This is a genomic window from Dactylosporangium thailandense, assembly GCF_059739745.1.
In genome coordinates, this window is the sequence record NZ_AP029195.1 from 10,126,061 (window position 1) to 10,139,299 (window position 13,239).

Here is a 13,239-nt window from a genome sequence, read left to right on the forward strand (position 1 = left end):
GGGTCGCTGGGCCGGACCAAAATCAGGACAGGAAGGCACTAAACGGCGAGCGCAGTACACGTGAAGCCGGACATTGCTCGCCTCGTTCGCAACGGTCGCGAACGGGACATGGTGAGGCTCCTCCTCGGAACGGCACGGGGTTCTGATACGTGTCGTAGGTCCGTCGCCATTGCCGGCCCTCGGAGCCGCCGAGCCGCAGCTCCAGTTCGAACTGGTCGCCGTCGGAGCGGACGTAGACGTCGCGGCGATTCAACCGTCCCCAGCTGCCGTTCCACCAGTGATGGAGTACCTGTCCGTCTCCCCAGTGAGCGCCCAATGCGCCCACGCGGTCCACCGGTCGGTGATCAACGGCCCACATCGGTGGACACGGTCGTAGCCGGCGAAATAGGCGACCTTCGTGCCGAACGCCGGCCCCAAGCCTCGCAACCCTGCGGTGCCTTCGAGCGAGGCCCAAGTCTGTACTGCAGAATCGGCCACCGCTCGCAGCGCGGTGATGAGTTGCGGGATCCGATCCGGTTCGGCAGCTTCGAGGATCGATCGGGTGCGGTACCAACCGTAGCCACTCGGCCCGAAACCCCAGGCCATCGCTGCGACGAACGACTCGTAGGGCCGCTGCGCAAATGCGAACACATCCGCCCGCGAAATCGACACGTATCCGTTGCCGTGTGGCAATCCGCTAGCGACCGCGTCAACGGGCGACGCCAACGCGGTTCCGGCCAACCCGCTTTGCCAGGCCGCCGCATTCCAACGGACGCGCTGACCATCCGCGGCACCCAGCTCGTCGTGGAGCAGACGCAGGATGGCGGTCGGCATCGCCGGATCCGGAACTCGACTGGCTGCTCGGTCCTGGACCACAGCCGTCAACATGGCCGTCCAACTCGGTTCTGCCAGGCCGTCAAGTCTCGATGGCGAGAGAGCCAGCCGCAATCAGCTCTTCGAGCGCCTTACGTGACCGTGCTGGGCGGGCGTCACCACCCGGTCGTGCAGCACACCGACCCCCACACCTGGTAGCTCGCCGGTTGCTCGAGAGTTCGACAGCTCGAGCAACCTAAACGGCCGGCGCAACGACCTGACGGTCGTGAGAACCGAGGACAGGGGTACCACAAATGCTCTGAGCTGCTCAAACATCGCTTGACGGAAAGTCGTTGCAGGCATCCGCGACCGGACCGGTACCCTGCACAACGCGGGCTGCTAGCTCAATGGCAGAGCAGTGGACTTTTAATCGTCGGGGATATCGAGAACCCTGATGCGCTGCGGAGATAGCGAGTCACTGTGTCCAGTGTGGAACCGGATTGCTCGCGGTTGCTCATCTGTTCGAGGTGGGTCGCATTCGGACCGATGGGCCAACCGCACGGCTGCCGGGCCCTGGGCGGTCTTTTCGGGTCTGCGGTGATCGACTCTCGCGGCGCATAATGCGTCGGTGCACAAGCCCCTCTTATCCGGAATGACGGCGGCGGCGGCCGGTGCGGCGGTGGCCCTCGTGGCCGCCGCCCACCCCGCCGCCGCCGGCCCGGCCTCGGCGCGACCGGTCGTCTTCGTGGCCGACCGCAATAGCAACTGCCTGGACGTCTTCGACGGCACCACCAACGATCTGCTGACATGCTTCGGCACCGGCGCCGGCCCGACCTCGGTCGTGACGTCGCCGGACGGTCAGTGGGTCTACGCGACCAACAGCGACGCCGGCACGGTATCTAAGATCAACACTTCCACAGGCTCGATCGTCGCCACCGTGCCGGTCGGTGTCTCGCCCGGCAGCATCGCGATCTCGCCGGACGGCAAGCGGGTCTACGCCACCGGGGGCGGTCTGGTCAACATGATCGACACCGCCACCGGCAAGGTCGTCGCCCAGCTCGGCGGCAACGGCGGCGCCCAGGACATCGCGGTGGCCCCGGACGGCAATCACGTCTATGTCACCGACGTCGTCGACGACGAGGTGGTGGTGATCGACACCACCACCGACAAGGCGACGGGGACAATCGCCGTCGGTGACGCGCCGGTGCAGATCGCGGTGGCGCCGGACAGCAAGCACGCCTACACCACGAACGGCGGGGCCGGCACCGTTTCGGTGATCGACCTCACGACCAAGGTGGTCACCGCGACCGTCCCGGTCGACGCGAACCCGGTCGGCATCGCCGTCGCGCCGGACGGCAGGCAGGCCTACGTCACCGGCTGGGCCACCGACACCGTGAAGGTCATCGACCTGGCGACGAACACGGTCACCAAGACCGTCACGGTGGGCCGCGATCCGCAAGACGTAGGCGTCTCGCCCGACGGCAAGAAGGTGTACACCGGCAACACGGAAGACGGCACCATCTCGGTGATCGACGCCGCCACCAACACGGTGGTCGGCACCGAGCCGACCGCTGGTCGGCCGCTCGGCATCGCGTTCGCGACTGTGCAGCCGATGCCCCCGGCGGCGGGCCTCGAGCTCAACCTCAACGGCGAGGACGGGCAGATCGCCTGGAGCGCCGCCGGGTCCATCAGGGGGTTCAGCCACATCAGCGTGTACACCCTGAACTTCGGCGACGGCACCGCCACCTCTACCACCGAGCGGGCGGGCTTCCACACCTACACCCGGGGCGGCACCTACACGGTGACGCTGACGGTGTTCGGCTACGGCGGCACCGGCAGCAGCAGCGTGAGCAAGCAGATCACCGTCAGCCCGATGGTCCGCCGGTTCGCCCTGCTCTCCCGGGACACCCTGCGTTACGTCACCGCGGAGGCCGGCGGCAGCCAGCCGCTCGTCGCCAACCGCACCGCGCCCGGCCAGTGGGAGTACATCGACCAGTTCGACGCGGGCAACGGCGACTACGTGCTGCGATCCGAGGCCAACGGCCGCTACCTCACGGTCGACGCGGCCGGTCGCCTGACGGCGAACGCCGGCACCGTCGTCGGCGCGACCCGCTTCGGTGTGGTCGAGGGCCCCGACGGCCTGTTCAGCTTCATCGTCCGGGCCACCGGCAAGTACGTGAGCAGCAACAACGGCGCCGGCCCGCTGACCGCGGATCGGACCGCGATCGGCCAGTGGGAGCAGTTCTACGAGACCCTCTGGACGGGCTCCCTCTACGCCTACATCAACAACCGTTACGTCACCGCGGAGGCAGGCGGCAGCCAGCCGCTCATCGCCAACCGCACCAGCCCCGGCCCGTGGGAGCGGGTCGACTGGATTTACCTCGGCGACCACGGCAACGACTTCGCGTTGTTCTCCCGGGCCAACGGCCGCTTCGTCACCGCGGAGGCCGGCGGCGCCCAGCCGCTGATCGCCAACCGCACCGTGGTCGGCCCGTGGGAGAAGTTCCACGCGGGCGCCTTCGAGGGCGCGCTGACGATCCAGGCGAACGCGAACGGCCGCTACGTGACCGCGGAGGGCGGCGGCAATCGCCCGCTCATCGCCAACCGTGCGGCACCCGGCGACTGGGAGAAGTTCAGCTACCTCGCTTGATCACGGTCGGCGCCAGGGGCCCGCTCCTGGCGCCGACCTCGTCGATAGGTCGGCGTCCCGCCACAGGACCGGTCCACCAGAAGCCTAGGTGTGCATCCGGCCCTGCCGGCAGGCCCGGCGTCGGGGCCGTCCGCGGCCGCGGACGCGTCGGCAGCCTGGTTGCTCGAGGGTTGCTCGACAGTTGAGCGCCTACACCACAACCCGTCACACGATCGGCACCTTACGTGTCCAAACGTGAGTGATGTCATCTGGCAAAATCGCCTTTGAGCTGGGCAAACGTAGATGGCCGGAAAGTCGTTGCAGCCATCATCGGACGGCCCGGTGCGCTGTAAGCCTCGGGCTCCTAGCTCAATGGCAGAGCAGTGGACTTTTAATCGTCGGGAGTCGTACCCGCGCGCCGTAGCGCACCGCGACTTGCCTGCGTAAACGTGTGATCTGGCTGTCCATTGTGGATTTGGATTGCTCCAAGGTTGCTCGGCTGTTCAGGTGGCCCTTTGTCCGCACCTGTCCGGCTGCACCCCGAACAAATAGGTGTGCCCGCTGTCGCTCCGGGCTTCGTTCCTCTTGCCGAGCCGACCCACCTCGACACCGCGTACCTGGCCCGGCCTGGCCGGCTACGAGCACCACCGGTCCCCGAAAACCATCTTCCGGCTCGGGATACTACATGACGCCCGGAGCTCCTGGGGGAAGAAAATTTACCGACGGCGATGTCTTGCGTATTACCCAGAAGGATCGATAGATTCGCCATCGTCGAAGCACTGGCACACGATCACGGGGGATCGGTGACAACTAGGATCGCGCCAAATTCTACTCTCTCCCCTGACTCGAGGCTGCGGTGCGCCCGTTTCTTCAAGGGAGGAACATGAAGTCACCCAGACGGCCCGAGGCTGGCATGTGGCGAAGAATCAGGACCATGGCGGCCGCAATCGTTGCGATGGTTGGACTGCTTTCCTTCGCCAATCCTTCCGCGGCTCTGGCGGCCCCCGGGAGCGGCCAGTCCTGCCCGCCCGATGATTGGTACTCGCCGACTAGCAACCACGGCGGAGTGCTCTTTCAGCTCGGGCCGACATATGGAGTGCGCAACGACACTCCGGAGCAGAACACCTTCTCCGTGACCCACAGTGTCAGCGGAACCGCTAGCATGACGGTAAACGGGTCCGTGTCCTGGAAGCAGAGCGTCATCATCGAGGGCGTCACCATCACTCTCGGAATCAGCGTCACTGCTTCCCTGACGACCAACGTGTCGGTTACCGCTAACGTCACCGTGCCGGCGAACTCGATCCGCTACGCACACTACGGCATCATGCGTAACTGGACCACAGGCAGCTACGGCATTACGCTTCCGAACTGCTCGTCGAACACGACGGTCATCAACGTCTACGCTCCTTGGTACACCGGGTACACCATCTCGACCAGCCCGTGACCACCTTCGCGTGGTGACTGGCCTGCACCTGGTGCAGCGGCTCGGCGCGCCTGCGCCGGGCCGGGTCGGCACGGTCGTTTCCCGACGGCACGCGAGCGCAGACGCGCTAAATCAAGGGGATGTAGTTGACATCTAAGCTTGCATTCATTGTCACCGGCGGCGTCGCGGCCTGTGTGATGCTCGGCGGATGCACTTCCGAGCAGAATCCTCCGGGTGCATCAGCGTCAGCGCCCAGTGGAGCACACGCCAATGCATCGGCCTCCCGCGCCTCCGCTTCACCGCCGTCGTTGACCACACCCCCGCCAGTGCCGGGAAATCTGAAGGCTTTGGCCACCGTGCAGCCGCGCTCCGGCGCATACAGTACGCAGGTCACCGCCGAGCCCGGCAAGCTTTACGTGCTGTTCTATTGCCTGGGCGGCAAGCTTGTCGTCGATATCGAGCAGATTGCGGCATTACCGTTCACGTGTTCCGACACTGAGATCGTGCCCTATGGCAATCAAATCGAGATTACGAATTCCGGGCCGGTCAAGGTAACCATCAAACCTGACGACGGACGGACCGTCTGGACCATGAGCATAGCCGAGTAGGTCGGTCGCCTTACCACGGGGGAAACTATGCTGCGCCTGTTGTTGCGCTCGGCGCGTTCAAGACTGGGTCGTACCGCCGCATTGCTTTGCGCTATTGTCGTGGCGACCAGTGGATTCACTGTCCTCACCGGCACCACGAACACCGCCCGACTCGCCATGACGCAGTTCGTCGAGGCAAATGCGCGGGGAACGTACGACATTCTGGTGCGGCCACGCGGTTCCCGCGAGCCCCTCGAGACGGACAGCGGGCTTGTTCGACCGAACCATCTCAACAGCCAGTACGGCGGCATCACCGAGGACCAGTGGCGGGCGATCGAGCGCACTCCGGGCGTCGATGTGGCCGCTCCGGTCGCCACCATCGGCTACACGTCGGTGCTGGCCACCGCCCAGGTCGACGTGACCGCTCAGCTCGATCGATCGCTCACCCGTCAGGTCGTACGTATCCGGCCGACCTGGATCGGCGACAACGGACTCAGCCGCGCGACTGAGGATGTCGCGCGGTTCGTCTACATCACTCGTCGCCCGCTGGCCGTCCCTGAGCCAGGACCGGACGGCAGCGGTCTGTTGGCCCCTGACAATTCCGTGGTGAGCGCCGACAGGCTCGCGTCCCTCGGCTGCGCGGTCCCGTATCCGCTGCTGGAACTCAGCGAAGCGGGCACCTGGGTACCGGTCTGCGGCACCTGGTTTCTCAGCCTGAACGACACGACCTCCATGCTCGACCTGAACCAGGCCGAATTCGCGGTGTACCAAGCCCTTGACGACGGCAGTTTTCTGGATTTCCGGCGAGTTGTCAGTCCCGCACTGGCGAAGACGGACCGCGGAGACCGGACGAAGCCCGTTCACACAGACCGTGTGGTCTTCGACCTCCGCTGGCCCCTGTGGTTTCCGATTGCTGCGGTGGACCCCGCGGCCGAAGCGAAACTTGCCGGCCTCGACCGGGCGATCGTGTCGGGTGCATATCTTCCCGCCGACGTTCCAGCACGAAGCGATGGCCGGCTTCGTACCGTCCCGATCATCGCCGCGAGCCGGACCGCGACAACTGAATCGTTGTCCGCCGTCACCGATCGGCTTCCGGGTGATGCCGTGGCGGGCGCCGCACCTGCGCAATTGCTGCAACGCCTCAGCTCGGCCGGCGCCACCACGCAGGTCCGCCAAGAGTTCACCGCAGCGGATGAGTATCGCAGCGTCCTGAACACGTTGGACGCCGCCGCGCGACTCGACGTCACCCTGGAGTCCGGCTCGCCTTCCTACACGGTGACAGGACCCGACTCGCTGTCCGCGCAGACCCGTCCGACCGATTCGTCCGCGTGGCAGACCGAGGTCAGCGAATACGGTGAAGTAGCCCGCGGTGCTGCGGCCCTGCAGCCGACGCTCGCCACCGATCTCAGTTTCCGCCCGCTCGGACCGACAGCCGTACGCAAAATCGAGGGAGATCTGCTCGACGCCCCGCACGTGGTCAAGACGGGGGAGTTCGACCCGGCCCTCACGAAAGGGGAGAGCGCGCTTGCTTCGGTGCCCATGGAGACGTACTACGCCCCTGAGGTGACAGGAGCCGACGCCGAATCACGGCGTGCCCTCGGCGATACGTCACTGTCGCCAACCAATAACCCGGCGGGCTATCTCGTAGCGCCGCCAGCCATGATCACAACCCTGCAGGTAGCCAGCCGCTTGCTGGACCGCGACGACTTGATCAGCGCTGTTCGAGTCCGTGTCGCATACGTGACGGGGGCTGATCCCGCGTCCAACGAGCGAGTCCGCCTGGTCGCCGAGACGATCGCGGCCGCCACGGGACTCGATGTCGACGTGACGATCGGCTCCTCGATTCGACCACTGACGGTTCAGTTGCCTGCCGGTAGCTACGGCCGCCCAGCGCTTTCCGTGCACGAAGGCTGGTCCAAGAAGGGTGTTGCGCTTTCGATCGTGCGCGCCACCGACCGCAAAAGCCTCCTGCTCATGATCATGATTCTCGTGGTTTGCACCCTCCTGCTGTTCAACGCGGTATCGGCATCGGTGCACGGCCGACAACGCGAGCTGTCCCTGCTCTCATGTGTGGGCTGGACCGCACGACAGCGAGCAGGTCTCATCCTGCTGGAGGTTGCCTCGGTCGGGCTGATGGCCGGCGTGGTGGGGGTGGTTTTCTCGGTGCCGCTGGCCCGACTCGGTGGCATTGATATTTCCTGGCCGAGAGCCTTGATGGCGGTGCCGCTTGCGCTCTGCTTGACGACCCTGGCCGGTCTCGTGCCGTCGATCAGGGCGGCCGGCACTCACCCTGCACCAGGGCTCGCACCTGCCGTCGCCCGCGCGCGGCGAGGGCGGCCGCCTCGCGGTCGGCTGCATCTGGCGTGCATCAACGTCATCCGCACCCCTGGGCGGACTTTCATGGCAGCCGCAAGCCTCGCTATCGGCGTCGCCGCCGTCGTGTGGCTCACCGGAGTCCTGACTGCTTATCAGCAGTCGGTGGTAGGCACCGTGCTCGGCGATGCCGTGTCGGTCCATGTGCGCTCGACCGACATCGCTGCAATTTCGGCGATTCTCGTCCTCGGAGTCGCCGCCGTGGCCGACACGCTCTATCTCAGCATCCGGGAACGTGCGGGGGACATCGGCACGCTCCGCGCGATCGGCTGGTCCGAACGAGAATTGCGCGGGCTGGTGCTCCGCGAGGGTGTCGTCACCGGCGCCTTGGGCGCTGCCCTCGGCCTAGTCATCGGTGTCGCCACCATGGCGTGGTTCGTCGGCGAGGTCACGGCCACGTTGGTCGGGGTCGCGGCCGCCACTGCGACCGGCGGCGTCCTGCTCACCGTCATCGCTGCGTTGGTGCCCGTCACGTTGCTCGGCCGCCTGTCCCCGGCGGCCCTTCAGGCAGAGGAGTGAGCCATGAGCGACCTGCATTTTCCGGGCGGCGCCGACATCAAGATCCGAGGTTTGAGCAAGCGCTTCCGGTCGGGATCGACCTCCGTGACGGCTGTCGACCAGGTCGACATGGACGTTGCGGCCGGCTCGGCGGTGGCAATTGTCGGCCGTAGTGGATCCGGCAAGTCGACACTGCTGCGGCTCATCGGAGGAATCGAGGCCCCCGACTCCGGGAGTATCGTCGTCGGGGAGAGCGAAATCACGGCGTTGCGCGGGACGGCGCTCGCCCAATACCGCCGCACCGTTGGATTCGTCTTCCAGGGCTTTCATCTCCTTGGCGCGCTCACGGCGCTCGACAACGTCCTCGTGCCGCTACTTCCGCAGCGCGCCCGCTTCGACAAGGTCACCCGCGCCCGCCAAGCTCTTGAGGCCGTCGGACTCGGAGACCGTGAACGGTCACAGCCAAGCCAACTATCCGGCGGTCAACAACAACGCGTCGCCATCGCGCGGGCACTGGCCGTCACACCCCGACTATTGCTTGCCGACGAGCCCACCGGCAGCCTGGATTCAACGACCTCGGCCGAGATTGTCGACCTCATCATGAAGCTGCGGGACCGACATGGCATGACCGTCCTTCTCGCGACACACGAACAGGCCATTGCCGAACGATGCGACGCCATCATCGAGCTCCGTGACGGGGAAATGGTCCAGCACGCGACCGTCGGCAGCGAAATGACGCGAATCGCATCGAGTGAATCCCGATAGTACCGCCTGAGATCATGGTCCTGTCTGCACCGCCGTCAGGGCAGCGTCCTGCCCGCGCCGGGCCGCCGGTGGTGCACGGCGCGCCGCGGTCGTGGCGCCGGCTTAGCGCTCGGCGCGGACGTAGTTAGCGATCAGTAGGTGCGCGCCCTTCTGACGTCGCTGCATCGGACCGGCTCTGATGTGCTCGAACGCAGAACGATGCGCCAGTGCGCGCAACGCACGTAGCTCGAGGATTCTGACGCCTCGGTGGCCAGCGGAGGTCGGTGACCCCACCAGGGCTCGCAACTGGCCCTGGTGAAGACGGTTATGGCACGCGCAGTTCGTAGAGAGGGTCGCGGCGGGCGGCGAGGAGCGCTGGCGGGAGTGCGGCAATGACCGCGGCGAGCAGCGCGGTGATCCCGACGGCTGCGATGAAGGTGGCTGGCGGGAGGGCATTGCCGCCGGCGAGCAGCAGTGCAGCTGAGATGGCTGTGCCGACGACCACTCCAAGAGTTGCGAGAATGCCGACCTGGGTGAGCAGGAGGCCCACGATGAGCGGCCGTGTTGCGCCCAACGCTCGTCGACGCCCGAAGTCTCGTCTGCGCATGGTGACGAGCGCCAACAAGTTGATCATGGTGAGTGCGACTGAGGTGAGCAGAATGCCGAGCACGGTGCGGTGGCCGTAGGCGTCAAGTTCCCCGCTGACCATCGAGCGGATTGCGGCAAGCTGCGACGATGTCTGAACGTTGACTTTGGACGGGTCGATCCCAGCGAGCATGCCGTCGACCACCGTGCTGACCGCAGCAACGTCTCGTGGAAAACGCACGACAATTACGACGACGGTCAGGACGGCGGCCTCGTCGCCGGCGGTGTCAGCCCGCGCGGCGGGCGGCGGCATGATCACGAGCGGCTCGAGGAAGCTGAGATAACTGGGAACCTGGAGTCCGGCAACGACAGCCAGGCTGTCGCCGTCGTCGGTAATGAGGCCACCCTGGCCGTCGACCAGGCCCAGCTCGCGTGTTGCAGTCGTCGATGCGATTGCGACGCTTGCGGGCGTGCCTTGGCGTGACCAAAGGTCGTCCGTGGCAATCAGGTCGCCATATAGTCGCCGGACGGGAACCTTGGTGCCGTCCGGGACGCGTGCGTTACGCGCGTCGACGGGGGGCCCGAGCCCAGCGACAGCCGCAACGCTGAGCACGGTGTGCAATCTGTCGATAAGGTCCGGCGTGATCATGGCGGTGGCGTCTGCCCGGACAACGATGCTGCGGGTGTCCATGGAGTCGATACTCGCCATGACCGCGTCCTGGGTCGCTGCCGTGCGCCCCGTGGTGAGCAGCACCGCCACGCACATGCCGGCGACCATCGCGAGCGTGAGCAAGCTGGCCACGGGTTGGCTGCGAGCGCTTGCGGTTGCCTCGTAGATGAGAGCGGACGTTTTGACCGGCGTGGAGGTCATAGCGCGATGTGCTGGGTGCAGCCGGCGGCGATCGCGGGGTCATGGGTTGCGATGATCACGCAGGCTCCGTCCGAGGCGTGCTGCTTGAGAGCGTCGATGACAAGTCCGGTCGTAACCGGGTCGAGGTTGCCGGTCGGTTCGTCGGCCAAGACGATCGGCGGATTGGCCAACAAGGCCCGGCACAGCGCGATCCGCTGGGCCTGTCCACCGGAAATCTGGCCCGGCTTGTGTGTGGCGCGCAATTCGACACCGAACCGCTCGAGCAGGAGGTGGGCCTGATCAATGGCATGGCGGCGCGGCTGCCCGCGGTACAGCGCAGTCTCGACGACGTTGTCCAGTACGGTTCTGGTCGCGTCCAGGGCGGCGTCCTGGAACACGAAGCCGAACGATTGGGCACGTAGCTGGGCTCGTCTTCCGTCGCTGAGCGTGTTGACTGGCGTCCCTTCGTAGCACACCAGCCCTTCGTCGGCATGGAGGATGAGACCGAGGATGTACAGCAGGGTCGACTTCCCCCGCCCAGACGGACCGGTGAGTGCGGTTACCGTGCCGCGCTGGAAGCGAGCGTTCAGTTTCGAGATGACGGGCTGCCCGGGTATGTAGGAGAACGTCAGGTCGACCGCGGACAGTAGGGGCTCATCGGTGTTGGTCATGGCTACCGGGCTGACGGCTTGCCGGGTGCGCGAACGACCTCACCGGCGTCGAGTCCTTGCACCACGGCGGTGCCGTTGGCATTGACCACGACGGTCACGGCGTGGACTACGCCGGATTCCAGCACGACACCGACGCTGCCTGATGCGTCGGTGACCAGGGCGACGGAGGGCACTGTGACCCCGGACGTCGGTGGCACGATCCAGATCCGGCTCGGAAGCAGCGTCTCTCCACCGATCTTGACCGAGGTGCAGTCGGCCTGGCAGATGGCTCCTCCGTCGGCTGAGGTCAGTTGCGCGGACCTCGCTCCCTTGTCATCCGCCGCAACCTCAGCGATCTTGGCTTTCCATTGGCGGGAGCCGGCCTGGATCTCGACTGCCATGCCTGCGGAAACCAGCCGCGACTGATTCTCCGGCAGGTCAATCTTGAATGCTGGCGTCGGAGCCAGTACCTCCAACGTTGGCTCACCGCCCGCGACGTGCGCACCGACGACCAGCTTGGAGTCCAGCGCCAATCGAGCCGGAAGCTGCTGGACATAGATCACGTCGCCGTGCCGAACCGAGCCATCGGGCGTGATACCGACCTTGCGCTGCCACTTCTTCACTGCCGCCGTAACCGTAGCGTCGAATTTGCCATCGGCGGTCCCGGCCGGGAAGCCCAGATGATTGAGCATCTGCTGCAACTGCACGACGTCCGCTCCGCTGTCGCCCGAGTGCAGATCTCGGAATGCCGGCACCGAGCCGGTGGCGACCACTACTGGCCGCAGATCGACCGTGTAGAGGATCGCCCCTACGCCGGCCGGCGCACCAGGGGAGAGAGCGACGGTCGTCACCGTACCGGCCGCCGCGTTCGGCAGGATCGCAGTCGGCGACCAATGCGCGGAGGCATTGAGCCGGATCGCCTGCTCGACCTCGCCCTGCGCCGCGGTGACCAGGGTGTAGTCCGGAGACTCGAGCACGGAGGGCGGCGGGCCGAACAACGTGTGTAACGCCCAGCCGCCGGCCGTCCCCAATCCCAGCAGTATCAGCGCCATGCCCACCATCGCTGGCCGACCACGACCGAAGAACTTTGCCATGGTTACCGAGCGTCCTCTAGGGCTGTGGGCATTTGGTATACACTTTGTCCAGCTCGGCCTTCGAGGTGGCGGCGCCGACCACGTTCTGATACGGATTCCACAGAGGATTCCCGTTGCTGAGCATGGATTCCACCGACTTCTGCTTACTCGGTGGCTGTGGCGCGTCGTAGCCGAGGCTCTTAATACAGTTGCCAGCCGCGACTAGGGCGTCGTAATGGGCCTCCGCCTGTTCCCGAGTTATGGGTGGCCCGGGTTTATCGTATCCGAATTTCGCCTCGCAACTCGCGGAGTCCTTCTCGTACTGATCCTTCTGGGCGACCGGGATACCGTCGGTGGGGCCCCAGCCACCGTTTGGATCGATCGTGATTTCCCAGCCCAGCCCCCGCATGCAGCCAGCCATCTGTTCCGCGGCCGCATAAAGGCTGCCTTTGGTCGGGCTGGATTGTGCCTGCGGATTGCCTTGCCCGTTGCTGCCGCATGCCGCCAGCGTCGCGGCCACAGCCGCGACGCCGACGATCAAGCAGATACGCTTGATGATCATCGTTTCCTTAGGAGACGCAGTCGGCGGAGCCTGCGCTGACGTCCGCGTTCGAGACGACAGCCCAAGAGTCGGCGTTCTGCCAGCCCGTGTAGAAGTAGTCATCGTAGTACGACCATCCGGTGTGCGTAAATGACCGGGACTTGAGCGTTCCCGACAGTGTCACCTGATGGGTCACGTTCTGCTGCGCATAGCTGTGCGTGACGATGATGCGGCCGGACGGGCAGGACTTGTTGTACCCGGAGACGCCGTTGGCGAAGCTCGGCGCAGCCGTCGTGGCAATGATGCCCATCGCGGCGGCGGACACGATTACCGCCCGTCGTACTGACTTTTTCGGACCATTCTTGATGTCGCTCACTCCGGTCACCTTCCGTGGTTCGAAATTGGGCAGCAGCCAACAACTCACCCTTGAGTCGGGCCACGCTAAAGCAGAATGTTGGCTCTCGTCGCGCGTCACGCGACGTGAAATTCCGTCC

Annotated in this window: 11 protein-coding genes; 5 read left to right on the forward strand and 6 right to left on the reverse strand. The window is 65.7% G+C overall.

Going from position 1 to position 13,239, the window contains the following annotated elements; translation table 11 throughout:
* Positions 1–249: 249 nt before the first annotated feature.
* The gene (locus AC6JBM_RS45100) at positions 250–813 is read right to left on the reverse strand and encodes an 8-oxoguanine DNA glycosylase OGG fold protein (RefSeq protein ID WP_497979819.1); all 564 of its coding nucleotides are present in this window, start codon (positions 811–813) and stop codon (positions 250–252) included.
* 607 nt (positions 814–1,420) lie between these two features.
* On the opposite strand from AC6JBM_RS45100, the gene AC6JBM_RS45105 reads away from it, so the two are divergent.
* From AC6JBM_RS45105 to AC6JBM_RS45125, 5 genes are all read left to right on the forward strand, one after another.
* The gene (locus tag AC6JBM_RS45105) at positions 1,421–3,442 is read left to right on the forward strand and encodes a cytochrome D1 domain-containing protein (RefSeq protein ID WP_497979820.1); all 2,022 of its coding nucleotides are present in this window, start codon (positions 1,421–1,423) and stop codon (positions 3,440–3,442) included.
* Between the two features lie 913 nt (positions 3,443–4,355).
* On the forward strand, positions 4,356–4,865 hold the full coding sequence (locus AC6JBM_RS45110) for a hypothetical protein (protein ID WP_497979821.1): 510 nt from the start codon (positions 4,356–4,358) through the stop codon (positions 4,863–4,865).
* Positions 4,866–5,170: 305 nt separating this feature from the next.
* Complete coding sequence (locus tag AC6JBM_RS45115) at positions 5,171–5,452, forward strand: hypothetical protein (protein ID WP_497979822.1); 282 nt, start codon at positions 5,171–5,173, stop codon at positions 5,450–5,452.
* A gap of 27 nt (positions 5,453–5,479) precedes the next feature.
* Positions 5,480–8,323 (forward strand): ABC transporter permease, encoded by a 2,844-nt coding sequence (locus tag AC6JBM_RS45120; protein WP_497979823.1) that lies wholly within the window; start codon positions 5,480–5,482, stop codon positions 8,321–8,323.
* A 3-nt stretch (positions 8,324–8,326) separates the two neighbouring features.
* Entirely contained in the window at positions 8,327–9,067 is a 741-nt protein-coding gene (locus AC6JBM_RS45125) for an ABC transporter ATP-binding protein (RefSeq protein ID WP_497979824.1), read from the forward strand.
* 304 nt (positions 9,068–9,371) lie between these two features.
* On the opposite strand, the gene AC6JBM_RS45130 is transcribed toward AC6JBM_RS45125, so the two are convergent.
* From AC6JBM_RS45130 to AC6JBM_RS45150, 5 genes are read right to left on the reverse strand one after another with little or no spacing between them, the layout of a single operon-like run.
* Positions 9,372–10,502 (reverse strand): FtsX-like permease family protein, encoded by a 1,131-nt coding sequence (locus tag AC6JBM_RS45130; RefSeq protein WP_497979825.1) that lies wholly within the window; start codon positions 10,500–10,502, stop codon positions 9,372–9,374.
* Positions 10,499–11,152 carry an ABC transporter ATP-binding protein gene (locus AC6JBM_RS45135; RefSeq protein ID WP_497979826.1) on the reverse strand — a complete coding sequence of 218 codons (654 nt, stop codon included), beginning with the start codon at positions 11,150–11,152 and terminating at the stop codon, positions 10,499–10,501. Before AC6JBM_RS45135 ends, AC6JBM_RS45130 begins: the two co-directional genes overlap by 4 nt.
* 2 nt (positions 11,153–11,154) lie before the next feature.
* Entirely contained in the window at positions 11,155–12,225 is a 1,071-nt protein-coding gene (locus tag AC6JBM_RS45140) for a peptidoglycan-binding domain-containing protein (protein WP_497979827.1), read from the reverse strand.
* 16 nt (positions 12,226–12,241) lie between these two features.
* Positions 12,242–12,766 (reverse strand): hypothetical protein, encoded by a 525-nt coding sequence (locus AC6JBM_RS45145; RefSeq protein WP_497979828.1) that lies wholly within the window; start codon positions 12,764–12,766, stop codon positions 12,242–12,244.
* A gap of 7 nt (positions 12,767–12,773) precedes the next feature.
* A complete protein-coding gene (locus AC6JBM_RS45150) occupies positions 12,774–13,121 on the reverse strand; it encodes a hypothetical protein (protein WP_497979829.1) in 348 nt (115 codons plus the stop codon).
* Between the last annotated feature and the right edge of the window lie 118 nt (positions 13,122–13,239).

Coding starts and splice junctions, on each gene's coding strand:
- AC6JBM_RS45140 (WP_497979827.1), bottom strand. CDS start 12,225: ATGGCAAAGTTCTTCGGTCGTGGTCGGCCAGCGATGGTGGGCATGGCG.
- AC6JBM_RS45120 (WP_497979823.1), top strand. CDS start 5,480: ATGCTGCGCCTGTTGTTGCGCTCGGCGCGTTCAAGACTGGGTCGTACC.
- AC6JBM_RS45125 (WP_497979824.1), top strand. CDS start 8,327: ATGAGCGACCTGCATTTTCCGGGCGGCGCCGACATCAAGATCCGAGGT.
- AC6JBM_RS45130 (WP_497979825.1), bottom strand. CDS start 10,502: ATGACCTCCACGCCGGTCAAAACGTCCGCTCTCATCTACGAGGCAACC.
- AC6JBM_RS45100 (WP_497979819.1), bottom strand. CDS start 813: ATGCCGACCGCCATCCTGCGTCTGCTCCACGACGAGCTGGGTGCCGCG.
- AC6JBM_RS45145 (WP_497979828.1), bottom strand. CDS start 12,766: ATGATCATCAAGCGTATCTGCTTGATCGTCGGCGTCGCGGCTGTGGCC.
- AC6JBM_RS45135 (WP_497979826.1), bottom strand. CDS start 11,152: ATGACCAACACCGATGAGCCCCTACTGTCCGCGGTCGACCTGACGTTC.
- AC6JBM_RS45110 (WP_497979821.1), top strand. CDS start 4,356: ATGGCGGCCGCAATCGTTGCGATGGTTGGACTGCTTTCCTTCGCCAAT.